The organism is Dyella sp. ASV21, from assembly GCF_016428975.1.
Classification (GTDB): Bacteria; Pseudomonadota; Gammaproteobacteria; order Xanthomonadales; family Rhodanobacteraceae; genus Dyella.
On the sequence record NZ_JAELTT010000007.1, the window covers coordinates 53,144 to 76,981 of the forward strand.

Annotated in this window: 17 protein-coding genes; 2 read left to right on the top strand and 15 right to left on the bottom strand. The window is 63.9% G+C overall.

What is annotated here, in order from left to right:
• Positions 1–70: 70 nt before the first annotated feature.
• Together JHD67_RS04130 and JHD67_RS04135 are read left to right on the top strand one after the other, a co-directional pair.
• Positions 71–1,015 (top strand): LysR substrate-binding domain-containing protein, encoded by a 945-nt coding sequence (locus JHD67_RS04130; RefSeq protein ID WP_199097601.1) that lies wholly within the window; start codon positions 71–73, stop codon positions 1,013–1,015.
• 9 nt (positions 1,016–1,024) lie between these two features.
• Entirely contained in the window at positions 1,025–1,624 is a 600-nt protein-coding gene (locus tag JHD67_RS04135; protein ID WP_199097603.1) for a hypothetical protein, read from the top strand.
• Between the two features lie 5 nt (positions 1,625–1,629).
• On the opposite strand, the gene msrA is transcribed toward JHD67_RS04135, so the two are convergent.
• The 15 genes from msrA to JHD67_RS04210 form a co-directional block, all read right to left on the bottom strand.
• Positions 1,630–2,286, bottom strand: a complete 657-nt coding sequence (msrA, locus tag JHD67_RS04140) for a peptide-methionine (S)-S-oxide reductase MsrA (protein ID WP_199097605.1) — start codon at positions 2,284–2,286, stop codon at positions 1,630–1,632.
• A gap of 80 nt (positions 2,287–2,366) precedes the next feature.
• Entirely contained in the window at positions 2,367–2,897 is a 531-nt protein-coding gene (locus JHD67_RS04145; protein WP_233171626.1) for an adenine phosphoribosyltransferase, read from the bottom strand.
• A 109-nt stretch (positions 2,898–3,006) separates the two neighbouring features.
• Positions 3,007–3,285, bottom strand: a complete 279-nt coding sequence (locus JHD67_RS04150; protein ID WP_199097607.1) for a DUF2007 domain-containing protein — start codon at positions 3,283–3,285, stop codon at positions 3,007–3,009.
• Positions 3,286–3,748: 463 nt separating this feature from the next.
• Positions 3,749–4,525, bottom strand: coding sequence for an energy transducer TonB (locus JHD67_RS04155; RefSeq protein ID WP_199097609.1), 777 nt, complete (start codon positions 4,523–4,525; stop codon positions 3,749–3,751).
• 975 nt (positions 4,526–5,500) lie between these two features.
• Positions 5,501–5,827: a MazG nucleotide pyrophosphohydrolase domain-containing protein gene (locus tag JHD67_RS04160; protein WP_199097611.1), complete on the bottom strand. Its 327-nt coding sequence runs from the start codon at positions 5,825–5,827 to the stop codon at positions 5,501–5,503.
• Positions 5,828–6,148: 321 nt separating this feature from the next.
• Positions 6,149–7,729, bottom strand: a complete 1,581-nt coding sequence (locus tag JHD67_RS04165) for a response regulator (RefSeq protein WP_199097613.1) — start codon at positions 7,727–7,729, stop codon at positions 6,149–6,151.
• A 30-nt stretch (positions 7,730–7,759) separates the two neighbouring features.
• On the bottom strand, positions 7,760–8,200 hold the full coding sequence (locus JHD67_RS04170; RefSeq protein WP_199097615.1) for a response regulator: 441 nt from the start codon (positions 8,198–8,200) through the stop codon (positions 7,760–7,762).
• On the bottom strand, positions 8,197–9,993 hold the full coding sequence (locus JHD67_RS04175) for an ATP-binding protein (RefSeq protein ID WP_199097617.1): 1,797 nt from the start codon (positions 9,991–9,993) through the stop codon (positions 8,197–8,199). The genes JHD67_RS04170 and JHD67_RS04175 overlap by 4 nt, the downstream gene beginning before the upstream one ends.
• Positions 9,994–10,169: 176 nt before the next feature.
• Entirely contained in the window at positions 10,170–12,515 is a 2,346-nt protein-coding gene (locus tag JHD67_RS04180; protein ID WP_199097619.1) for a GH92 family glycosyl hydrolase, read from the bottom strand.
• 124 nt (positions 12,516–12,639) lie between these two features.
• Positions 12,640–15,543, bottom strand: a complete 2,904-nt coding sequence (locus JHD67_RS04185) for a TonB-dependent receptor (RefSeq protein ID WP_199097621.1) — start codon at positions 15,541–15,543, stop codon at positions 12,640–12,642.
• Positions 15,544–15,716: 173 nt separating this feature from the next.
• Complete coding sequence (locus tag JHD67_RS04190) at positions 15,717–16,805, bottom strand: glycosyl hydrolase family 18 protein (protein WP_199097623.1); 1,089 nt, start codon at positions 16,803–16,805, stop codon at positions 15,717–15,719.
• Between the two features lie 21 nt (positions 16,806–16,826).
• Positions 16,827–18,383, bottom strand: coding sequence for an alpha-L-fucosidase (locus tag JHD67_RS04195; RefSeq protein ID WP_199097683.1), 1,557 nt, complete (start codon positions 18,381–18,383; stop codon positions 16,827–16,829).
• A gap of 153 nt (positions 18,384–18,536) precedes the next feature.
• Complete coding sequence (locus JHD67_RS04200) at positions 18,537–19,574, bottom strand: glucokinase (protein ID WP_199097625.1); 1,038 nt, start codon at positions 19,572–19,574, stop codon at positions 18,537–18,539.
• A gap of 297 nt (positions 19,575–19,871) precedes the next feature.
• Entirely contained in the window at positions 19,872–22,328 is a 2,457-nt protein-coding gene (locus JHD67_RS04205) for a GH92 family glycosyl hydrolase (RefSeq protein WP_199097627.1), read from the bottom strand.
• Positions 22,329–22,384: 56 nt separating this feature from the next.
• Entirely contained in the window at positions 22,385–23,830 is a 1,446-nt protein-coding gene (locus JHD67_RS04210; protein ID WP_199097629.1) for a glycoside hydrolase family 125 protein, read from the bottom strand.
• Positions 23,831–23,838 lie beyond the last annotated feature (8 nt).

Genomic DNA, 23,838 nt, shown 5'->3' on the forward strand with positions numbered 1-23,838 from the left:
CATTGCCCATTGTTAGAAGCAATGAGTAGCCTCACAATCATTGACCTGAGCTATCAACTGGCTGCCGCCCATGAACCTGCGCGACCTGCACTACCTCGTGGCCCTGGCCGAGCACCGGCATTTCGGGCGCGCGGCCGAGGCGAGCTTTGTCAGCCAGCCCACGCTCTCCACCCAGATCAAGAAGCTGGAGGATGAGCTGGGTGTGCCGCTGGTGGAACGCACGCCGCGCAAGGTACTGCTGACCGAGACCGGCCGCGAAATTGCCCGTCGCGCGCGCGGCGTGCTGGCCGAGGTCGAAGAGATCAAGGCTATTGCGCAGCGCACGCGCGACCCGGAATCGGGCACGCTGCGACTGGGCATCTTCCCCACCCTCGGCCCCTACCTTCTGCCGCACCTGGTGCCCCTGGTACGCACGCATTTCCCACGCCTGGAACTGCTGCTGGTGGAGGAGAAAACCGAGCACGTGGTGCGGATGCTGCGCGAAGGTGCGCTGGATGTCGGCGTACTCGCCCTGCCCCTGCACGAGGATAGCCTGCACGCCGAGTTTCTGTTCGAAGAGCCCTTTGTGCTCGCCGTGCCCGAAAGCCACCCGCTGGCGCACAAGCAGAAACTACTCAAGCTCGGCGACCTGGAGGACGAAAGCCTGCTACTGCTGGAAGACGGCCACTGCATGCGCGACCAGGCGCTGGAGGTGTGCCACCTGGCCGGAGCGGGCGAACGTTCCGGCTTCCGCGCCACCAGCCTGGAAACCCTGCGCCAGATGGTGGCCGCCAACGTAGGCATCACCTTGTTGCCCACGCTCGCCATCAAGCCGCCGGTGGCGCGCACCGACAACGTGCATCTGCTTGAATTCGCCGGTCATCCGCCAAGCCGGCGCATTGCGCTGGTGTGGCGCAAGAGCTCCTCGATGGGCCCCTTCCTCAAACGCTTCGCCGACGTCGTGCGATCCATGCCCGATGAGCTGCTGCGTCCGGGCCTGGCGGACGCCAAGCCCACGCGCCGCAGCGCGCGCTGAGTACCGCGCATGCCACGCTGGTGGGTTGCCGGTCTCCTGCTGATCGCCGTGCTTGGCGGTGTGCATTGGTCGCGTCACCGGCCCATCGCGCCGCCGCCCGGCGTGCTCGCGCCCGATGCCCCCACGCAGATCGACCTGGATCACGGCGCCACACTGCAACGTGGCGACATCACGCTGACCACACGCGCACGCTTTGAACTCACCGCCCGCGTGCTATCCCGTGAGGATTACCACGTCGACGGCGGCGCCTCACTCGCGCCCACCGATCTGGCGTTGGGCTGGGGCCGCATGTCCGACAGCAGCGTGCTGGCACGCATCCAGATCAGCCAGGAAAACCGCTTCTACCACTGGCATGTCACCAGCTTTCCGATTCCGCGCCGCGAGATCGAACAATCCAGCGCCAACATGCACATGATTCCCGCCGACGCCGCCGTGCGTGCACAGCTCGATCGCCTGCGCGTGGGCGAAGTGGTGCACCTGCAAGGCTTCCTGGTGGATGCCGCGCGCCCCAACGGTTGGCGCTGGCGTACTTCGATGACGCGCGACGATACCGGCGACGGCGCCTGCGAACTGGTCTACGTCGAAAGCGTGGCACCGGCCACGCCGTAGCGATATCAGCTGGCGTGCGCCACGCCGATGGGGCAGCTCACGCCGGTGCCGCCCAGGCCGCAGTAGCCGTCCGGATGCTTGGACAGGTACTGCTGGTGCTCATCCTCGGCAAAGTAGAACGGCCCCGCCAGCGCGATCTCGGTGGTGATGGCGCCATAACCGGCGCGCTGCAGCTCGGCCTGAAAGCGCTGGGCCGAGGCTTCCGCCGCCGCGAGTTGCTTTACGTCGCTCAGGTAGAGGGCCGAGCGGTATTGCGTGCCCTCATCGTTGCCCTGGCGCATGCCCTGGGTCGGATCGTGGTTCTCCCAAAACACGCGCAGCAGCGTTTCCAGGTCCACCTTCGTCGGGTCATACACCACACGCACCACTTCGGTGTGCCCGGTCTGCCCCGAGCACACTTCGCGATAAGTGGGATTGGGCGTGTAGCCGCCGGCATAGCCCACGGACGTGCTCAACACGCCAGGTACGCTCCAGAACTTGCGCTCGGCGCCCCAGAAACAGCCCATGCCGACCACCAGAACCGCCGCGCCCGGAAAGGCTTCCGCCTGCAACGAACTGCCCAGCACATGATGCGGTGCTTCCGGCAGGATGGGGCGATCGCGCCCTGGCAAGGCGTCCTCGCGATGCGGCATGCGTTGTTTGAAAGCGCCGATACCTAGCATGGGAAACCCTCCGGTTACTGCGATGTTTCCGATATGGCGGCTACGCCTGCTCAAATCAACGAAACCGGCGGCCTCCCTCCTCAGTAACGCAGCAAGGCGTGCAACGGCGTACCGCCCAGCCACCGCTCGCGCCCCTTCAGCTCCGCCAACTCGATGACCACGCTGGCGCCCACCAATAGCGCCCCCAGCTTCTGCACCAGCGCGCTCGCCGCAGCGAGGGTGCCACCGGTGGCGAGCACATCGTCCACGATCAGGGCGCGTTCGCCAGGGCGCAGCGCATCGTCACGCGCCTCCAGCCGATCCACCCCGTACTCAAGCTGGTAATCCACGCCCACCACCGGCGGCGGCAGCTTGCGCGGCTTGCGCAGCGGCACAAAGCCGGCATGCAGCTTTTGCGCCAGCGCGGCGCCAAAGATGAACCCACGCGATTCAATGCCGCACACCGCCTGTACGCCGCTGCCCTGCCAAGGTTCGGCCAGCGCGTCGATGCAGCGGGCAAAGCCGCCAGCATCGGCAAGCAAGGGAGTGATGTCGCGAAAAACGACGCCAGGCTTGGGAAAATCGGGCACGGCGCGAATCAGCGCCTGGATCTGTTGCAGCGACTGTTGCATGAAAACTCCTGTGGCGCGGCCATCTGGCCAACCTGTCCAAGCGCGACGGACGGTGGCGGCGCCAATGGGTTGAATTGCGGAATGATACGGTGGAGCCTCAACGGCTTCGCTAACCCAGGGCCGGCAGCGGCGCGTCGGGATCGTCCTCGATCTCACCAAGTGCGAGCCGTGCTTCCATCAGCATCGCCTCCACCTCGCGCACCACCCGCTCCGCCGCGGGCAGGCTGGTTTCCGGTACCAGCACGGCCACATAGTCCAAGGCAGGCAGCTGCCCCACCGCGCCGGTAAGGTATTCGCCGGAGACAAACGCAGGGATCTCCACGCGCTCCAACGCGTCCTTCACCAGATGGGCGTCGATCAGGCTTTCGGCTCGATAGGCGATGCGCATAGGGCCACGCTAGCGCGGTGGGCAGATCGGGGCAAGTTTTGACCGTTTTGGGGCGATGTCGTCGAAGTCGACCTTCCTTCGCCTTCTCCGGCTCTCCTTGCTCCGCCAGGGCTAAAGTTGCCCTTGCCAGTTCGCCACGCCAGCGAGGTGTCTCTCAACCGCCGAAGGACGAGTTACCTATGTCGTTCGCCGCCGCTCTAGCGTCGCCGCAATTCGGGCTTTTCGCGATCGAAGGGCAACATGGTCTGATGACTCGCCCTCCCAGGCAGGAGCTTCGTATAGCCAAAGCACGTCTTGCCGAGATCGTCCCTATCGCGGGTCTATTTGGGGCGCCTAAACACTATGTTTGCGGTGGCTTGGAAGCAGATATCTCCACGAAGATTCTGCTTCTCTATCAACACGATCACCAGGGAAAAGGTATGGCTTACGCGTTTAGACACCCTCTTTCCCTGGCATGTCCGGGTCACAGTTCGGGCGACTGAGAACGCATCTTGACGGCGCTGTCGAGTGCCAGGCTCTCTTCGCCCGACGAAGACTTGAGTGGCTCCGCAGGCGAGTCGACGGAGCGTTCAAGCTGAGGATCGTATTGGAGCCCGCTGACGGTATCGCGCAGGTTGAACGATATCGGGACGCGAACCCACGTCTCCACGGCATGCCCATCAACCGTCTCGGGCTCAGCATGCCAGGAGCTCATGGCTTCTGTCGCCGCTCGGACGAACTGGGTGGTCGGCCGCCGGCCCGTGCTTTGCGCTGACTCAAGCCGAATGTCGCTCAGACTCCCATCCGGGTGGACCAATACAAGCATGGTCAGCTTGGCTTGGACGCGGGCGCTGACCATGTCGCGCGGGTACCGTGGCGCTGTGCGCTTGTCGAGTTGAGGGCCATTCCCAATGAATACAAAGCGGGCCTCATAACTTTTACCCTTTGGGCGAAACTCGAAGACACCGTGCAGAAACGTTTGAGCTTCTGCCGGTTTGCCATTTAAGGTTGCAGGTACGAATTCCCAATGAGACATGGTGGATTGGGCAAGCGGGGTGAGCTGTGCCGCAAGCTCCTTGCTGCCCTTGTCATTGCGCTCGACAGGTAGCAAATCGATATGCGTGACCTTGCCTTGCTGGTCGATAACGGCAACGCCCGTTACGTATAGCCCAGACCGCTTCCAATCGTTTGGAGCCACCTCTGAAGCCAGGACAGCATGGGTAAATACCAGTGCGGAAGCGCCCGCAATCAAGCGTTTCATTTGATTGCCCTTAAAGATCAGCCAATCGGCACGATCGGCTGAGATTACTTAAACTTCCTGCTTCGAACCGTAGGCCGATCCAACGAATTCATCATTCCAGGCCATCAACCTGTGCTTGAGCGCAGTGCGATTCATCACCATGGCGGCAACTTCCTTGAAATTGCATCCCTGCCAACCATCCGCCCTGGGTTGCGATTTCACCCGGTCAACGCAACACCCCGACACTGCGCCAGCAGAAGGTGCGTTGACGTGGCATCCAGGCTCAGATTCTTTGCTCGAGGGCCAGCAGGCTGGACGTGCCCTAAATCCAGTGCTACTCCGACCTATTGGCACAGCAGGATCGTTAGAGAGGCTGCCAAGAATGCGTGGAAGATTGATATTCCACGCAAAGCGATTTCTTCAAAGTGTTGCGTTGACCGGCTGACGCCGCACTTGAAAGCATACCCAAGCGCTACCGCCGAGAGGCTGCGCACATACCCGGCATTTCCGCCGAGGCACAGCGCCCTTTCGCCTTTATCGGCCGTCGAACCTACCGCGCCGAATAATCGCTGGCGGCTCGGCATCCACTACATGGCGGTATGCGTTGAGTGCTTCTTCTTCCGCCTCTAAGGTTGGCACCAATGCGCTCAGCCGGCCCGATGCCTCACAGAACTTCGTGAACTGAACAGAGCAAGCCTCGCAGCCGCACTCGCCGGCGCAGCGAAGCCCGCATGCCGGGTTACAAACGCAGGGGATGGGGCTGGCGAGATCCACGTTATATCCCGCCGTCTCGGGATAGCGCTTGAGGCCTTCAGCTGTTGGTTTGGACATTTCGCCTCCCTCTTATCGAACTCCCCACTTCGGATGCCTCGTGTCCAGCGTCCGAGACGTGTGTTGTTCCAAGTATCACGGATCCAGGTGATCTCAGTCTCTCCGCAGCCAGCCTGCAAGGCACTTTTCTGCGCGCTCTCAGCGTGCAGGAGTACTTCCTCTCGATTAGGTGCGCAACTCACCAGATACATACTCGACGAGCTCTTCGGTGTTCTTGACAAACGCCGCCTCCAAATCGATGCCACACTTATTTGCCAGAACCATGATCGACCACAGGCAGTCCGACAATTCATGACCAAGCTTGGCTTTGCAGTCATCAATATCTCGGATACCCGCGTTTGCCTGGATCAGTTTCGCCAGATCGCCCACGTCCCCCACGAAGCCAAGCGCGAGTTCTGTGGTGGTCCAGATGCGCCCCCATCGCTTGATCTCCAGCTGTTCATAGAGATCGTTTAGCTGTAGCGCTGACTTTTCAAGATCACTGAATTTCATGTTGATGGCACCTGACACTGATCATACGGCGCGGTGACGGCAGCGCCCCTGTACGCGTTTGCCTAGCTTGGTCACTCAATCATGGGCGTTGCCGAGCAGCCTCTTCCCGGGTGATAGGTTTGCCGCGCGCCCGAAACACACCGTAATCAAGGGAACGATAGTCACCTACTGAAGCCACGTCTTCTACAGCGACTGGCTTGGCGCCACGTGTAATGTTCCGGCAGTTGCAAACCGTAGCGCTGAAACGGCGATGTGTCGCCCTATGTGCCGCACTGGAACCACGCTCTCCCAGGCAGCCCCGGGGAAATGCGCACCGGCAGCCTACGGCGCGCCCTCTGGCAGGCTTCCCGCGCTCGCCTCCAATGCCTCGCGCACGGTGCGCAGCAGCTTCTGGGTCGAGATCGGTTTGTCGATCAGGTAGAGATGTTCCATCACCGGCAGCTCATCCATGTCGGGCGGTGCATCTGGCCGTGCCAGCAATAGCACGGCCCGGCGATAGCCATGATCGAACAGCGCGGCAAGAGTACGCACGCCCGTGAACAGGTTCATGTCGGCGTCCAGCACGACCAGATCCGGCACGCCTTGCGCCTCGATCCATTGCAGTGCCGCCGTACCGCTTTGGCTGGCGTGGGCCTGGTAACCCCAGGAGTCGAGCGTATCGACCAGCAGCGAGAGCTGGCCGGCTTCTTCCACCACCACCAGTACACGCTCGGCTTCGCCTTGCAGGTTATCGCTCTCGTCCTGCTCGCTGGCCTCGGCGCCGCGGTCCAGCAGGGGAATATACAGATGGAACTGGGTGCCGCGGCCCGGCTGGCTATCCACCCGCATGACACCGCCGTGCGCGGTAACGATGCGCTTGCAGGAGATCAGGCCCAGGCCGGTGCCGGTTTCCTTGGTGGTGTAGAAGGGTTCGAACATGTGTCGTAACGCGTCCTCGTCCATGCCGGTGCCGGTGTCGGCCACGGTCAGACACAGGTAGCTGCCTTCTTCGGCCTCTTCGTCGCCGACAAAGAAGGTGTCGTCGAGCACTTTCACGCTCGTTTCAATGCGCAGCTCGCCGCCCTCGGGCATGGCCTGGATCGCGTTGAGACTGAGGTTGAGCAGGCACTGCTGCAATTCGGTGTGGTTGCCGTCGAAGGTCAGTTCGGGATCGCTCGCGGACAAATGCAGCGTGACCGAACGCGGCACGCTGCCTTGCAGCAGCAGGTTCAGCGCCTCCAGCAACGCGCCCACGCGCACCTGTTCCGCGCGGCGCGCGCCACGTGCGAACGACAACATGGATTGCACCATGTCCAGGCCGCGCTTGCCGCAGTCGCGCACCAGGCGGCCCAGGCGCGGATCTTCCTGGTAGTCCTGCAGGCTGTCGCCGGCCAGCAGCAGCGGTTGCAACAGGTTGCGCAAATCGTGGCTGAGTCCGCCGGCCAGCATGGCGAGGCTTTCGAAGCGCTGCGCGCGAATCAGTTCGGTCTCGGCGCGGCGACGAGCGCGTTGCGCTTCGGCTTCGCGTAGTGCGCGACGCACGGCCGAGGCCAGTCGCGCGGGGTTCTGCTTGAGTATGTAGTCGGTAGCGCCGTTACGCAGTGCCTCGATGGCGGCTTCCTCGCCCAGCGTGGCGGAGACGAAGATAAAGGGCAGATCCTGGTCGCGCTCGCGCAATAGTTCCAGGGCGCGCTGGCCGGAAAAGCCGGGCATGCTGAGGTCGGACAACACGATATGCGGGCGAAAGCCTTCCAGGGCGGAGAGAAATTCCGGCTCCGCGTCGACCAGATGCACGTCGTAGTCGATGGCATCCGCGTCGAGCTCTGACAGCACCAGCTCCGCATCGAGTTGGCTGTCCTCGATCTGCAGTACGCGAATTTTCGGAAGTACCCGGTGTTGCCTGTCCACTTTCTGCGACTCCATCGTGAGCATCCTGCCCGGTCGTTGCGCGGCTTATTCGGGCGCCTGGTTCAACACAGCCCAGAACTGTCCAACTGTGCGCACCGCTTCAAAAAACTGTTCCACGTCGACGGGTTTGATCACGTAGGCGTTGGCACCGATATCCCAGCTGCGTGCCAGGTCGCTCTCTTCGCGCGAGGAGGAAAGAATCACTACCGGCACGCGACGGAAACGATCGTCCGCGCGCAATTGGGTAAGCACTTCCAGGCCGCTCATGCGCGGCATTTTGATATCCAGCAATACCACGGCGGGATCGATCGGTTCGCGCCCGGCCCATTCGCCTCGACAATAGAGGTAGTCCAGGCAATCCACACCGTCTTCCAGGTGCACCACGGGGTTGGCGAGGTTGGCTTCAGCAAGCGCATCCATCGCCATTTCGGCATCCGCAAGACTGTCCTCGACGAGCAAGATGGCTCGTATATCGCGATGGTTCATAACCGCCTCTGCGCAAAGCTTTCCGCCAGATCGGATGCGGGCAGCGTGAAATGGAAGCGTGCTCCCATCCCGGGCACGGCATCGGCCCAGACGCGCCCGCCGTGACGGGTAATGATACGCCGCACATTGGCCAGGCCAATGCCATTTCCCGGAAATTCGGAAGCGCGATGCAGTCGCTGGAACACGCCGAACAGCTTGCCGGCGTATTGCATGTCAAAGCCGGCGCCGTTGTCGTTCACTACAAACTCGTAACTGCCATCGCGGTGGCGCTGCACTTCCACGTCGATGCGCGCCACTTCGCACTTGCCGGTGTACTTGACCGCGTTGCCGAGCAGGTTCTGCCACACGGTACGCAACATGTTCTCATCGCCGATCACGATCGGCAGCGGCGCGATGGACCACACGATATGGCGGCCATGTGCATCGATCTCGGCGAGCACGCGCGCTTCGTCCGCCAGCGATTGCATATCTACCGGCTGGAGGCGTAGCGCACCGCGACCCAGGCGGGAGAACACCAGCAGATCCTCGATCAACAAGGCCATGCGTCGGGAGGCGTCGTTGATCACTTCGATGTAATGGCGTGAGCGTTCGTCCGCGCCCTCGCCCAGGTGTTGCTGCAACTTGCCAGCAAAGCCGCTGATGTGGCGCAGCGGCGCGCGCAGGTCATGCGAGACCGAATAGCTGAAGGCTTCCAGTTCTCGGTTCACATCGGAGACCTGCTCAACCTTGCCCTCGAGCTGGCGGTTGAGCTCCTTCACCTGCTGCTCCACCAGGGCGCGCGCGGTCACGTCGCTGAGCGTAATCAGCAGCACGGGATCGCCGCCGCCATCCTGTTCCAGGCGGCGGGCGTTGATCACCACGTGACGGTCCACGCCATCCACGGTGCGCTGGACCAGTTCGTAATCCCACAGCTCGCGATCCAGCAATAGCACGTCGTTGAGACGTTGCAGCAAGGCGCTGTCGGTCCAGGCGCCGTCGCCGATCTCGGTTAGCGGCATCGATTGGCGGAAATCGGGTGGCAAGCCATAGAGCTCGCCAAAGGCGGCGTTCACCAGCAAGGTGCCCAGGCTGGCGTCCAGCAAGGCAATCGGCTCGCGCACGGCCTGCACGATCAATTGCGAGCGCTGCACGGCCTGCCCTTCGCGTACCTCGGCCATCAGGCGACGACTGATCTGGCGCTCGGAGACGATCACCACGATGGTAAGCAGCACCACCTGCGCAATGGCGGTGATGGCCAAGGCCAGGCTGCTGTTGAAGGCCTCGCGGGAGGCTTCATCGCGACGCTGCAGCAGCACGCTGTTCTCGTTGCGCACGATGCCATCGATGAGGTCGTCCATCTTGAACAGCGCGCCGGAGTCGCGCATGGCCTCGACCGCGCCCTGCGGGTCGCCATGCTCATGGCGCAGCACCGCCTGGCCACTGAGCGCCATGCGCCCATTGACGGTGGCATTGAGCGAACCGATCAGGGCTTGCTGGTCGGGGCTATCGCGCGTCATGTCGCGCAGCTGCGCGAGCAGGCCGGGCACCTCATGTTCGGCGCGGGCGGCCCGCATGCGTACCTGCGGGTCGGTGTCGCCGTGGATCAGGCGGTAAATGGCCGCTTCGCTGTCGCGGGTGACATAGGCGATGCGATAGGTCAGCGATTTGACTTCGGACGAGTGCGTGACGCGCTCGTTGGCGCTGATGGCTTCTGCCGCGCCACTGCGCGTGACGATGTAGGGCAGCGCCACAATAACGAGCACGGCGGCCAATAGGCCACCGAGTCGCCAGCGCAAGGCCATGCGATCCCTCATGGCTGGCCGGAGTGTCGACGCTAATTTCCAGTGTGAGCGCAACATGTCCGGCATAGTTGCAGAATCACCTGGGCAATTGCCACCTTCCTGCCTCGGCTTTTTCCTAGGCCTTTAGTAAGCGCCCGCCGAGGGCGCGCGTTCTGCGCGCCATGTCACGGCAAGCGTCGCATCGGGCCTCAGAACCCGCCCTCGCTCATGGAGGAAGGACGGCTGCCGGGCTGCTGGCCCCAGGCCTGGTTGGGCTCGGCCTGCATGGTGAAGTGCAGTTCGCCACCCGCCAGGATCTCGCCATGGCGCAGGAACACGCGATCGAGCGGTTTGCCGTTGAGGGTGACACTGCCCACGTACGGGTGGCTGCCATCGAGGGGCGAGGCGGTCACCGTGAAGGACTTGCCGTTAGGCAGGTGCAAGGTGGCACGGGACACGAACGGGCGACCGATAGCGTATTCGTCGCTGGCCGGCGTCACCGGGTAGAAGCCCAGCGCGGTAAAGATGTACCAGGCCGACATCTGCCCCAGATCGTCGTTGCCGGCCAGCCCATCGGGCCGGGCGGCGTACTGGGTGTCCATGATCTGCTTGAGGCGCTTCTGGGTTTGCCAGGGGGCACCCGCGTAGTCATACAGATACGCCAGGTGATGGCTGGGTTCGTTGCCATGGGCATACCAGCCGATCAGGCCGGTGATGTCTTCGACATGGGCGAAGCGCGCCGGGTCGACCTTGGCATCGAACACGCTGTCCAGCTTGGTTACAAAGGCGGCGTCGCCCCCCAAGGCCTTGACCAGCGCGGCGACGTCCTGCGGCACGTACCAGGAGTATTGCCAGGCGTTGCCTTCGGTGTAATCGGTGCCGTAGCCGGCGGCGTCCGGGTCGAACGGCTCACGGAAGGCGCCATCGGTCTTGCGCGCACGCATAAAGCCGGTCTTGGGATCGAACGCGTTGCGCCAGTTGCCGGCACGCTGCCGGAAGGTGGCGGCTACGTCGGCGCGGCCCATGGCCTTGGCCATTTGCGACAACGACCAGTCGTCATAGGCGTATTCGAGCGTCTTGGACGCGCCCTCGGGTTCTTTGTCGATGGGCACGTAGCCTAGCTTCATGTAGTCGCCCAGGCCGCCATACGGCGCATAGGTGGCACTGGCCACCATGGCCTTCAACGCGGCGTCCGCGTCGAAACCGCGCACGCCCTTGACATAGGCATCGGCGATCACCGGCACGGCGTGGTAGCCGATCATGCACCACGTCTCCAGGCCCTGGTATGCCCACACCGGCAGGATGCCGAACGGGCTGGCCTCGCGTGAGGCGATCAGCGAGCGCACGAAGTCGGTGCTGCGCTGAGGCATCAGCAGCGCCATCAGCGGCTGCTGGGCGCGGTAGACATCCCATAGCGACCAGGTGGAGTGGAACTCGAACGATCCATTCGCATCGGTGGCCTGATGCACCGCACCGTCCGGACCGCGGAACTGACCGTTCACGTCCATGCTCAGCGTGGGCGACAACAAGGCGTGATAGAGCGAGGTGTAGAAACTGATGCGCTGTTCCTTGGGCGCGTCCACGTCGATCACCGACAGCGCGTGGCTCCAAGCGCTACGCGCTTCGGCGCGGCGGGCATCGAAATCCCAGCCCTGCCCTTCGGCATCCAGGTTGGCGACGGCATTGGCTTCGCTCACCGGCGAGATCGCCACCTTCACACGCAGCGGCTGCTTCAACTCACCGAAGTCGAACACGCCGACGAGTGCGCGACCGGCCTGGGCATCGTGATCCTCGGCTTGATGGCCGGGACCTTTGAAGCCCTTGTAGGTGACCTCGGCCTCGCGGTTGTACAGCGTGCGCGATTGCAACGGCTGGGAGAAGCGCATGGCAAAGCACAGCTCGCGACCCGGTGCCCAACCGCGCGTGGTGCGGCAACCGGTGACCGTGCCGTCCTCGCGCACGCGCAGGCTGGACCACAGCACTTTGCCATCGTAGTCGTAGATGCTCGGGCGCAGGTCGAGCAGCACATGCGCTGGCTTGCCGGCTGGAAAGGTGTAGCGATGCCAGCCGATGCGACGTCCCGCCGTAAGTTCGGCGCGCACGCCGTAATCGCTGAGTGTCACGGCGTAGTACCCGGCCTCCACCTGCTCGCTCTGGTGACTGAAACGCGAGCGATAGCCGCTGCCGGGCCGCGCCGGATCACCCGGCTCCAGCCGCACGTCGCCGGCGATGGGCATCACCAATACATCGCCCAGGTCCGAATGACCCGAGCCGGAAAAATGCGTATGGGAAAAACCGAGCAAGCTGGTGTCGCCGTACTGGTAACCAGCGGCCCATTTATAGGCCTGCTTGAAATTCGGCATTGCCGTGTCGGGCGACAACTGGATCATGCCGAACGGCACCGTGGCGCCAGGGAACGTATGACCATCGCCACCGGTACCGATGCGCGGATCGACCTCTGCTGCATGATCACTGGTACCAGCGGATGCCACCCCGGGCGATAGCGCCAAAGCGAGCATCAACGGGAGCCAGGAGCGGGACGGAAGATGAGCCATCGGATTCCCTTGCAGCGAGGTTGGATCGTTTGAAATCTAACAGCGTCCTTGCCCTCGTGCACGCCGCGCCGCGCATGGCGGCGCCGCGCAGGACGGGCCAACAGGGCCCGTCCTTGATGACACGTCAGTCGATCTTCCAATCCAGTGACAGGAACACCTCACGACCGGTGTAGTTCGCGCCCTGCTGGGTCGGAATGAACTCGAAGCCGCCCGAGTAGTACGGGATGGCGCCCACCTTGTTGAAGATGTTCGACACGTTGAGGCCGGCCTTGAGACTCTCGTTGATGCGATAAGACACCGAGCCGCTCCAGATGATCCACGGCGCCACATGACCGCGATAGACCACGCACTGCGGATCGCCCAGCGCCGGCTGGATGCCGTTGGGCAGCACTTCGCAACCGCCGTAGTTGTTGGCGCGCAGCTCACCCGAACGCTCGCCGTGCAGGCTCGCGTCCCAGGCGTTGTAGTGCCACGCCAGGTTGCCGGTGATCTTGCTCGCCACGTACTGGTAGCGGGTGTTCAGCAGCGGATCGGACGCGAGGTCACGCTCCTTGAACGAGAGGTTGTTGGTGTAGTCCAGGCCGAAGTTGAAGCTGCCCCAACGCGAGGTGTTGAACTTGTAGTTCAACGACGCGTCGACGCCGCTCACATACAACGACGCTTCGTTGATCGGGCCCACGGTGGCGCTGACGATATTGCCCGCGTTGTCGCGCACCACGTTGCGGATCGCCAACTGGCAGTACTCCGAGCCCAGCGGATGCGCGATATACGGCGCGCCGCTGACGGTCTGACCGGTGAGGCAGCCCGCCTCGTCGGTAAGCAGCGTGTTGGTGTCGATCCACTTGATCGCGTTGTCGATACCCATGTGCCAGTAGTCGGCCGACACCGACAGACCTTCCACGCCGGGTACGTCCCACACGAAGCCGTAGGTCCAGGAGTGGCCGGTTTCCGGCAGCAGGTTGCGGCTACCGCCCGAGTACTGATTGAAGAAGGTGGCGTGCTGGTAGTTCTGGCAGGTGCGATTGCCTGTCTGGATGCACTGCAGCGGATCGGCGTAGTCGCCCACGGTGGTCACCGAGTCGGCCAGGTAGATGGCCTGCATGTCCGGCGCGTGGAAGTTGGTGCCATAGGTGCCACGCAACAGCAGGCCATCCAGCGGACGCCACTCCAGCGACGTACCCCAGGTGCGGGCGATGTCGGCGAGGCTGGCGTCGCGATACTTGTCCAGGCGGCCGGAAATCGTCCAGGTCAGCGTCGATGCGAGCGGCACGCGGAACTCCGTCGCGGTCGACAGACGGCTACGCGTACCGCCGCCGGTGATGTAGTTCTGGAACGGATCGCCGAAGGTGGTGGTGTTGCCACGCGGATCGGGCGCTAGGCGGAAACCCTGATGGTTGCCTTCCACCACGCCGGCAAAACCGATCGGGCCGGCCCAGGTGTTGAACAGGTCACCGTTGACGTTGAAGGTGGCCTGATCCATCCAGGTATAGGCGCTGTTGACGCCGCCCACGGCAAAGCTCTGGTAATCCGACGGGGAAATCGGGCTCCAGAAGCGATTGCTGTTGAGTGCGTAGGTCGGGTACGCCGTGCCGTTGACGGTGGTGGTTCCGACCTGCGGTCCGAAGAAGTAATCGAACATGCCCTGTTCGTTCAGGCCGGTGTAGTGCTCATGCACGATGTACTTGCTGGTGCCGAGGTTCAGGTCCCAGTTGAAGCGGTCATCGAAGATGGTGCCCTTGAGGCCCGCATGAATATCCCAGTTCTGCTCGTAGTCGTGGGTGTTGCCGTAGCCGCCCAGTTCCTGCGGGGTAAGCTGGCGGTTGTAGTTGCTGATGACCTGACCCGAGGTCTGGTCATAGAAATTGTTCGGCAGGCCAGCCATGGGATACAGCGCGGGCAGCGCCGTATTGGTGATGCCGGTGCTGTCCTTGAGCGACACCGAGGCGTAACCCTGCAGCGAGGAGCTGAAGTCGTAGTCGCCCGCCACATACACACTGTCGCTGCGCAGGCCCGGCGAAAGCACCCAGTTGGCAAAGGCGGCATTCTGCGTGCACGACACGCCGGCATCGGTGATGTTGGTGGGGTCCACCGTGTTGCCATTGGTGGCTACGGTCTTGTGATCGTAGGCCGAGAAATTGTTGCCAAACTTGCCGCACGCGCCGGCGGGCGGTGCGATGTAGTTGCCGGCTGCGTTCTGCAGCGCCGCACCGTTGGAGGTGGGGAAGCCGAACATGCGCGCGCTCGCGTTCCAGGAGCCGTAGCCGGCGTCGCTTTCGGCGTCGGTATAGGTTCGGTCGCGGCCGAACAGCGCCGAGCGATTGGTGTGCTGGTAGTTGTAGATCACATGCCAGCCATCACCCGAACGGCCACCCAGGAAGTTGATGTCGCCGTAGTTGCGGCCGCCACGCGTGGCGCCGCCGCCGGTGATCTGCAGATCGTCGCCCTGGTAGGTCTTCTTGAGGATCACGTTGACCACGCCGGCCACCGCGTCCGAACCGTAGATCGACGAAGCGCCCGTAGCCAGCACTTCAATATGATCGATCATGCCGACCGGGATGTTGGCGTAGTTCTGGAACGTGCTCTGGCCTGCGCTGGGCTGCGGGTAATCGGGAATGCGATGACCGTCCACCAGCAACAGACTGTGGTCCGGACCCAGGTTGCGCAGGTTGATCGGGCGGGCGTTGACCGCCGTATTGCCCCAGGTGGATACGCGATCGGAGAACTCCGGCGTGGCGACCTGCGGCAACGAATTGAGGAATTCGAAAACGGTGGTGAAGCCCTGGGCCTTGATCTGCTCGGCGGTGACGATCACCACCGGCGCGGGGCCTTCGATCTCCGAACGCGGAATGCGCGAACCGGTGACTACGACCTTGTCCAGCGTCACGGGCTTCTTGTTGGCATTGTCTTGCGAGGTGTTCTGGTTCTGCTCGCCGGTCGGTGCGCTGGTGGTCTGCGCGTACAGCGGTGTGGCGAGCGCCCAGGCCAGCGAACTGGCGAGCATGGCGCGACGCAGGTGAATACGGTTCATCTTGATTCCCTCCCGAATGCTTTGTGTGGTGTTGGCCGTCATCGTTCTCTCCAAAGCGATGGCGGCTGGTGTTGTGCGTGTTGTTGTTCCGACGTTCGCAACGTAGGCCGGCGTCGGTTCCGGCCTGCCCCGGCAGGAAAACCCACGGCGAGGGGCTGCGCCGCGGGTGAGGTTCATGGCTGCTGGGCGGCGCCCTCGGCGGCACGCAGCGTTACCAGCGGATGTCGTTCGGGCAGTTCGTTCCACACTGCCGGGTCTTCGGCGCCGAGCACCCAGGAACAGAAGCCTTGCAGACCCTGCTGCTTGACCAGCGCATAGCGGTCGCGGAAGGCGTGCGCGTCGGGCAGGAACACCCATTCGCGCATCTGGTCACGGTAGAAGTAGAACCAGCTCTCGTGCTCCACCGGATCCCACTGCACCGTGGCGCCGTATTGGCGGGCCAGCGGCAACGAGACGTCCGCGTCGATGTATTCGGCGGTGATGTTGGAAGACTCCTTGCCGTCCTCGCGCACGGGGTTGCCCGCATACCAGTGATAGCCGTACAGCGCGATGCCCAGCGACAGCTTTTCCTTGGGTACGCGACCCAGTGCGTAGGTAAGGTGTTCCATGGTCCAGGGCATGCCCGCCACTGGACCGGGCGTGGTCCAGCGCGTGTGCTGGTCATAGGTCATCAGGCAGACCAGATCCAGCGCCTTGCCCAGCGCCTCCAGGTCATAGGCGCCGCGCCAGTATTCCCACATCCACTTGCTGAACTCGCCACGCCCGGCGTGGCCCGGCGCGTCGGGCACCACCGCCATCGAAAGCTGCAGGCCGTGTTTATGCAGGGCATCGGCGGTTTCGCGGGTCAACAAGGTAAGCGCATCGCGATCGGTCCAGGCGATATTTTCGAAGTCGAACTGGAAGCCACTGAACCGGTATTGCTGCGCCTGCACGATCAGCGCATCGATCATCGCGCGGCGCGCCTTCTCGTCGCCCAGCAGTTGGTGGAATGCCGCGCGATCGCCACCCGCCGAGACGATGGGCATCACCGTGACGTCGTTGGCCTTGGCGATGGCCATGACGCGCGGATTGGGCGCGCCCGATACCAGCCCATGCGCATCCACCGCATACCAGGTAGGCACCAGCACATCGATGCGGTTGGCGTGACGCTCAAACGCGTCGATCGATTTCTGCTGATCGAGCATGTAGAACATCGCGCTCGGCGCACGCGCATGAACCGCAACGGGCAACAACAGGCACAGCACAAGCAGAAGACGCTTCATCGGGCGGTTCCGTGCGATGGGTTAATGACTGTCCGCGCCAATGCGATAGGCATAGGCATGGACGCCCGACGGCTGGGCCGGGAGATCGAGATGCAGGCCTTGTGCGTCCTGCGTAAAGCGCACCGGTTTGCCGGTGGCAAGCAGGGTCACGCTGCGCACCTTGAGCGCGGGCGTGATGGAGCGAATCAACGCATGACCGTCGGCGGGCCAGCCCAGTTCAATGGCGTAGAGCTGCGCGCCCTTGGTGGTGAAACGGAAATCCTCGGCGGTATACGGCTTGGTCTTGGTGTCCTGCATGGTGCCAGCCACGACTTGCGTGGGGCCTTCACCGTAGTGCTGCCACGGCCGTGTGCCGTAGATGGCCTCGCCGTTGGCCTTCAGCCATTGCCCCACCGCCAGCAGGATGCCGCGCGCCTCCGGCGGAATGCTGCCGTCCGCCTTGGGGCCGATATTGAGCAGCAAGTTGCCGTTCTTGCTCACCACGTCGGCCAGCAACTGCACGATCTCATCCGGCGACTTGTAGGTATCGCCTTCGGCGTAGCCCCACGAATCGGGGCTCACCGAGGTTTCGGTTTGCCAGGGCAGTTCGCGGATATCCGCTGCCTGACCACGCTCGATATTCAGCGTGCCAGTGCCCGGGCTCATGTCGTTGAGCTTGTAGTTGAGCACCACGCCCTGCGCACGCGCGGTGGCCTGGTTGTAGTAGAAGGCCGCGAACTCCGCGAGCGCGCCACGGAAGCGTGGCTGGCCGATCCACCAGTCGAAATACATCAGGTCGGGCTGGTAGCGCTGCACAATCTCCGAGGAACGGGCCAGCCAATCGTCCAGATAGGCATCGGACACGTAGGTCCAATCCACTTCCTGACCATCCTCGCCCTTGGCCGAACGCGAGGGGTGCGCCGGGCCGTACAGCGCGGCGTAGCGCGGATCGTTCACGTCCGAGTCGTAGCCACGGCCGTACTCGAAGAACCAATCATGCTCGGCGCGATGCGAGGAAAGGCCCAGCTTCATGCCTTGCGCGCGGATCGCCTTGGCAAGTTCGCCGATCACATCGCGATGCGGGCCCATCTTCACTGCCGTCCAGTCCGACAGCTGCGAGTCGTACATGGCAAAGCCATCGTGATGCTCGGCCACCGGCACCACGTAGCGCGCACCCGCCTGGCGGAACAGCGCGGCCCACGCGGTCGGATCGAAATGCTCAGCCTTGAAACGCGGAATCAGATCCTTGTAGCCCACCTGCGGCATCGGCCCATAGGTGTCTACCTGATGCTGGTGATAGTTGGCGTATTCACCGCTGCGCTCGTACATGTGGCGCGGATACCACTCGCCCTTGTACGCCGCCACCGAATACACGCCCCAGTGGATGAAGATGCCGAACTTGGCGTCGCGATACCACTCGGGCGCGCGATACGCCCCCAGGCTTTGCCAGTCCGGCTGCATCGGGCCTTGCCAGGCGACCTGCCGCGCACGCGCGAGCACGTCGCGGCGCGCGGCGTCGTACGGCTGATTGGCGGCCACCCACTGGCGTTCGATGGTAGCGGTGTCGGGTGCCTGCGTGGCAGGCGCGTCGCCAGCCATCGCCGGCGCGATACAGCAGCCCAGTCCCACGGCGAGTAGGCGACCTAGCGAACGACGATCCAGCAGCGACGACAACACGGACATGGCGAGTACTCGTCAAACGTGGCGGAATGGATGGCGCGAAGAAGGAAAGAACGAGGAACGCGGCGGCACTTAGCCGGTGGCGGGCGGAATGGATCGCTCCATCAGCCAACTGGCGGCGCCGATCACCCCGAGCTGGGCGTGATCGACCACATGCACCGGCACCGTTTGCTGGAACGGGCGCATCACCCCCTTGTCGAGAAAGCGCTCGACGAAGGCGCTCTGCGCCAGGAAACCGGTCATGCGCGAGAGGAAGCCGCCGGCCAGATAGATGCCACCGGTCGCGCCATAGAGCATCGCCAGATCACCCACGAACGAACCCAGCCACGCGCAGAACAACTGCAGCGTTTCCGCCGCCTGTGCGTCCTGGCCGGCACATGCGGCGGCTACCACCGTCGCCGGCTCGTCGGCCACCGGCGGCACACCTTCCATGCGGCACAGCGTCTGGTACAGGCGCAGCAGGCCGGGGCCCGACAACACGTGGTCGTAAGGCATGTGCGTATCGACGGGAACCAGGGCCTGCAACACCTGCTGCTCGCGGCCCACGCGCGCGGCCAGGGCGATATGGCCCGCCTCCGTGGCAAGCACGCGCGAACGCGTACCGGGCAAGCGCACTGCCACACCCAGCCCGGTACCGGGCCCGACCACCACTACCGGACCGGGCGTGGTTATCACCTCGCGCGGCGCGTGGACGGTGGTGACACCACTGTCGTGCAGGTAAGCGGTGGCATGCGCCAGCGCTTCGAAGTCATTGAGTACGCGCACTTCATCCAGGCTGAGCGCCTGTTCCAGCGCGGCCGGCTCGATCGGCCAATGCAGATGACGATTGATGACGCGCCCGTCGTGCAGATAGCCCGCACAGGCCAGCGCGAAGCGACGCGGCTGCGCGTCGTGTTCCTTGCAGAAGGCGCGCACGATGGCGTCGATGCCGGGATACGCAGCGCACGGATAGACGCGATAGGCCGATACGTCCGGGCGCGTGATGCCGGCGCCCCGTTCGGTCTGCTGGAACGACACCAGGCCAAGGCGGGCATGGGTGCCGCCGACATCGGCGGCGAGCAGGTACGACGGCTCCGCCGTGGGGCGAAGTGACCAGGCGTGCTCAGCCATGCAGATGCGCTCCGCATTCCGGAGTCGGCCGGGGTGTCATCAAGCCATCCATCCGCTTTCCGCTCCGCATGTCCCCTCCAGCCGCCTGGGCGTCTTCTGAGTGCGCTATCCAGCGCGGCATTTAGATCGATACAAATTTTTGACCGCGATTTAGATCGAGGCAAGTTGCAGCGCAACACTTCTTGCGCGAGTCTTACGAGAGGGTGGCGCCACACCCCACCAAGCCCAACGCGGGGGCACCTCGAGCCTCTCCCCTACCCGTTCCGGCGGCCTGTCGACCGCCGGAAGCGAACTCACTCAGCCCAGCTGTACCGGCACCGTGGCGGCCTGCCCGAATGCAGGCGGTCGGTCGGCCGGGTCCGCACCGAACGCCTTGTTCGGCGTGCTGCCCATGCGGAACTCCAGCGTGCCGCCCGCGGCCAGTTCGGCGTGGCTGATCCAACTGCGCGTCCATGGTCGGCCGTTCCATTGCACCGACTGGATATAGGCCTGCCCCGGACCGTTGCCGACCGTGCGGATCTCAAGCGTGCGGCCACCCGCCAGCGTGATCTGCGCGCGATCGAGCACCGGGCTACCGAACACGTAGTTGGTGCTCACCGGATCGACCGCATACAGGCCCATCGCGCTCATCACGTACCACGCGCTCATCTGGCCGCAGTCCTCGTTGCCGGCCAGGCCATCCGGTTCGGCGGGATACATGGTTTCCAGCAGCATGCGTACGCGGGCCTGCGTCTTGTGATGCGAGCCGGTATACGCATACAGATAGGCCACGTGATGGCTGGGCTCGTTGCCGTGCGCGTACTGGCCAACCATGCCGGCGATATCCGGCGGCGCATCCGCCGGCAACTCCGAGCTGATGGTGAACAACTCATCGAGTTTGCGCTCGAACGCCTGCTGGCCACCGAACAGTGTCATATAGGCGTACAGATCGTGCTGGTTGAGGAAGGTCGCCTCCCACGCATTGGACTCGGTGAAGTCACGCCACTTGGAGGAGTGCCCCATGCCACGCGGGTCGAACGGCTCCAGCCACGCGCCATCGCTGCCGCGCGGACGCATAAGGTCCTGGCTCTTGTCGAACACGTGGCGATAGTTGCGCGAGCGCTCGCGCAGCGCCTTGGCATCGTCCGCGGCGCCGGCCGCGTCGGCCATATGCGCTACGGCCCAGTCGTCATAGGCATATTCCAGGGTCTTGCTGACCGCCTCGCCTTCCTTGTCGCTGGGGATGTAGCCCAGCTTGCGGTAATACGGCAGGCCTCGGTAATCGTCCTCCATCGCGCGCTTGCGATAGATCGGCCACGCGCGCGCGTAATCGATGCCGGTGAAGCCCTTGGCCTGCGCCTCGGCGATGACCACCGCCGAGTGGTAACCGATCATGCAGCCGGTCTCCACGCCTTGCAGCGGCCACACCGGCGGGCCATCCGGGCTCTCCTCCGCCATACGCACCAGGCCATTGACGAGGTCGGGCACGCGATCGGGCTGGAACAGCGTGAGCAGCGGATGCAGCGCGCGGTAGGTATCCCACAGCGAGTACGTGCTGTAGTTGTTCTGCCCCGTGGGGAGCTGGTGCACGGCCAGATCCATGCCGCGATAACGGCCATCCGCATCGCTGAACAGCGTGGGCGCCAGCATGGTGTGATACAGCGCGCTATAGAACGTGCGCAAGGTCGGCAGCGAGGTGGATTCGACCTGGATGCGACTCAGCTCGCGCTCCCAGGTGTCGGCCGCGGCCTGGCGCACGCCGTCGAAATCCCAACCGGGAATTTCCTCCAGGTTGCGCAGCGCGCCGTCGATATCCACTGCGGAAATACCCACCTTCACCAGCAGCGGGCCGTGGCCGACCTCGTTGAAATGCAGCACGGCCTTGAGATGCGTGCCCTTGGCCTCGCCCATGCCACTGGGCAGCGCGGCGTCTTCGGCATACAACGTCGCCTGCGAGAACGGGCGCGATACACGCATGGCGAAATAGATGTGGCGACCGTTCGCCCACTGGTGCACGCGTCGGCCACCCACCAGCAGATCGCTGCCTAGCAAACGCAACTGCGCATCGCTTACGGCGGCCGGCGTCTTCGCGTCATCGTGGTAGCCGTGCGCCAGGTCCACCACCAGATGCCCATCGCCATGACCTTGGAAGGTGTAACGATGCAAACCCGCCCGCAGCGTGGAGGTCAGCTCGGCAAGGATGTCGTGATCGGTCAGGTGCACGCGGTAGTAACCCGGGCGCGCCTGCTCGGAAGCCTTGTCGTAACGCGAGCGATAGCCGCGACCCGGCTGGGCTTTGCTGTCGGGCGACAGCTGAGGCGTGGCACTGGCGACACCATCGAAGCGCGAACGATAGTTGTGGTCCGGCAGACCACGCTCGCCCGCCTGGATCAGCACCGGGCCGCGTGCCGGCATCACCAGTACATCGAGCATGTCGCTGGCGCCGGTGCCGCTGAGATGCGTGTGCGAAAAGCCCATGATCGACCCGTCCGCCTGGTGATAGCCCGAACAGGCATCCCAGCCGGAATCGTGCGTATCGGGGCTGAGCTGCACCATGCCGTAAGGCATCGAGGCGCCCGGATAGGTATGCCCGTGGCCACCGGTGCCGACGAACACGTCCACATAGCGAGATACCCCTGTCGCCGGCGCCATCGCGCCGCCCGCACCGCTCTTGGACATGGCGGCATCCGCCAGTTGAGATGCCAGCGAAGGAAGCGGTGTGCCGAGTACGGCCAGCGCACCCATGCCTTGCAGGAATTGTCGGCGGGACACCATGTGGGGATTCTCCGTGGAAGCGTTCGTAGGGTGGCAGACAGGTGGTCGATATCGGCTTATCCGCCGCGCAAGAGCTGCGGGTAGCGCCGATGGATATCGATGAGGAGTTCGCCGAACAAGGTGTTGGCCCAGGCGAACCAGCTGCGGGTGAAATGCGTGGGATCGTCCTGATCGAAGGCTTCATGCATGAAGCCGGTCCCGGCATCCGTATCGCGCAGCCAGGCGAGGCATTGGCGGATCAGCGCGGGATCGTCGCTGGTCTGCGCATAGATCATGATGGACATGGGCCACACCATGCGCAGCCCTTCGTGCGGGCCGCCGATACCTTCCGCGGCGCGCCCCTTGAAAAAGTACGGGTTGTGCTCGCTCCACACCAGGGCACGCGTGCGCTGGTACAACGTATCGGTGCGATCGCAGCAACCGAGGTACGGCAGGCTGAGCAGGCTGGGCGCATTGGCGTCGTCCATGAACAACTGGTTGCCGTAGCCGTCGATCTCGTACGCCCAGTGTTCCTGTCCCTCGGCATCGCGCATGCGGCCATCGCGCTGCACCGCCTGTTCCACTTCGTTGGCCAGCGCGGCGCAGTCGCTCGCGAACGCTTCGTCGCGATGGATGGCGCGCGCCATCTGCGCCAACTGGCGCAGACTCACCACCGCGAACAGGTTGGCCGGCACGAACAGCGGATACAGACAGGCATCATCCGAGGGCCGGAACATGGAATGAATCATGCCGTTGGGCCGCGACGGGTTGCCGTAGCCCTCCAGAAACTGGCTTTCGGTCGGCCGCTCGGAGGTGCGCTGGAAGCTGTACGGCCCGCGCCCGTGCAAGCGCTGCTGCTCGCGGAACGTGCGCAGCACGAGTGCCATGGCGGCGCGCCAATCGTCATCGAACGGCGTGGTGTCGCCGGTCGCCTGCCAGTAGCTGTGCGCCAGGCGAATGGGATAACACAGGGAGTCGATCTCCCATTTGCGCTCGCCCACCCCTGGCTTCATGTCGGTGTGATCGTGCTGCGCCCAACTCAGCGGCGCGGCCTTGGGATCGGGCAGGAACGCATTGGCGTAGGGATCAATACGGATGCACCGCGCCTGCCGGCAGATCAAGCCGCGAAACATCCGCCGCAGTGGCGCGTCGTGCGAGGCCAGCGGCACGTACGGCATCACCTGGGCGGAGGAATCGCGCAGCCACATGGCTTCGATATCACCCGTAATCACGAACGTATCCGGCTTGCCGTCCAGCGTGCCCAGCTCCACCGTGGTATCGAGGGTGTTGGGGAAGCAGTTCTCGAACATCCAGGCGAGCTTGGGATCGACGATGGCCGACTTCACCCGGGCGAGCTGCTGCTCCACGGCGCCGCTGACGAACTTGCGCTGCCCCCGGGGCGGGCGACGGCTGGCGTATCGGGCGCCAAGCTTATCCACCGCGCCGGCCACCGTCGGAAACGCCAAGCCACCCGACGCGGCGGTAACGCCCAGCCATTTCAGCAACTCACGGCGCGTGGGCATAACCCTTC

Excerpts from the sequence above, each read along its gene's own strand:
- JHD67_RS04155 (WP_199097609.1), bottom strand. The coding sequence starts at position 4,525 with ATGAAACGCTTGATTGCGGGCGCTTCCGCACTGGTATTTACCCATGCT.
- JHD67_RS04195 (WP_199097683.1), bottom strand. The coding sequence starts at position 18,383 with ATGGCTGGCGACGCGCCTGCCACGCAGGCACCCGACACCGCTACCATC.
- JHD67_RS04185 (WP_199097621.1), bottom strand. The coding sequence starts at position 15,543 with ATGAACCGTATTCACCTGCGTCGCGCCATGCTCGCCAGTTCGCTGGCC.
- JHD67_RS04165 (WP_199097613.1), bottom strand. The coding sequence starts at position 7,729 with ATGGAGTCGCAGAAAGTGGACAGGCAACACCGGGTACTTCCGAAAATT.
- msrA (WP_199097605.1), bottom strand. The coding sequence starts at position 2,286 with ATGCTAGGTATCGGCGCTTTCAAACAACGCATGCCGCATCGCGAGGAC.
- JHD67_RS04175 (WP_199097617.1), bottom strand. The coding sequence starts at position 9,993 with ATGAGGGATCGCATGGCCTTGCGCTGGCGACTCGGTGGCCTATTGGCC.
- JHD67_RS04160 (WP_199097611.1), bottom strand. The coding sequence starts at position 5,827 with ATGAAATTCAGTGATCTTGAAAAGTCAGCGCTACAGCTAAACGATCTC.
- JHD67_RS04135 (WP_199097603.1), top strand. The coding sequence starts at position 1,025 with ATGCCACGCTGGTGGGTTGCCGGTCTCCTGCTGATCGCCGTGCTTGGC.
- JHD67_RS04190 (WP_199097623.1), bottom strand. The coding sequence starts at position 16,805 with ATGAAGCGTCTTCTGCTTGTGCTGTGCCTGTTGTTGCCCGTTGCGGTT.
- JHD67_RS04150 (WP_199097607.1), bottom strand. The coding sequence starts at position 3,285 with ATGCGCATCGCCTATCGAGCCGAAAGCCTGATCGACGCCCATCTGGTG.
- JHD67_RS04200 (WP_199097625.1), bottom strand. The coding sequence starts at position 19,574 with ATGGCTGAGCACGCCTGGTCACTTCGCCCCACGGCGGAGCCGTCGTAC.
- JHD67_RS04180 (WP_199097619.1), bottom strand. The coding sequence starts at position 12,515 with ATGGCTCATCTTCCGTCCCGCTCCTGGCTCCCGTTGATGCTCGCTTTG.
- JHD67_RS04205 (WP_199097627.1), bottom strand. The coding sequence starts at position 22,328 with ATGGTGTCCCGCCGACAATTCCTGCAAGGCATGGGTGCGCTGGCCGTA.
- JHD67_RS04130 (WP_199097601.1), top strand. The coding sequence starts at position 71 with ATGAACCTGCGCGACCTGCACTACCTCGTGGCCCTGGCCGAGCACCGG.
- JHD67_RS04145 (WP_233171626.1), bottom strand. The coding sequence starts at position 2,897 with ATGCAACAGTCGCTGCAACAGATCCAGGCGCTGATTCGCGCCGTGCCC.
- JHD67_RS04210 (WP_199097629.1), bottom strand. The coding sequence starts at position 23,830 with ATGCCCACGCGCCGTGAGTTGCTGAAATGGCTGGGCGTTACCGCCGCG.
- JHD67_RS04170 (WP_199097615.1), bottom strand. The coding sequence starts at position 8,200 with ATGAACCATCGCGATATACGAGCCATCTTGCTCGTCGAGGACAGTCTT.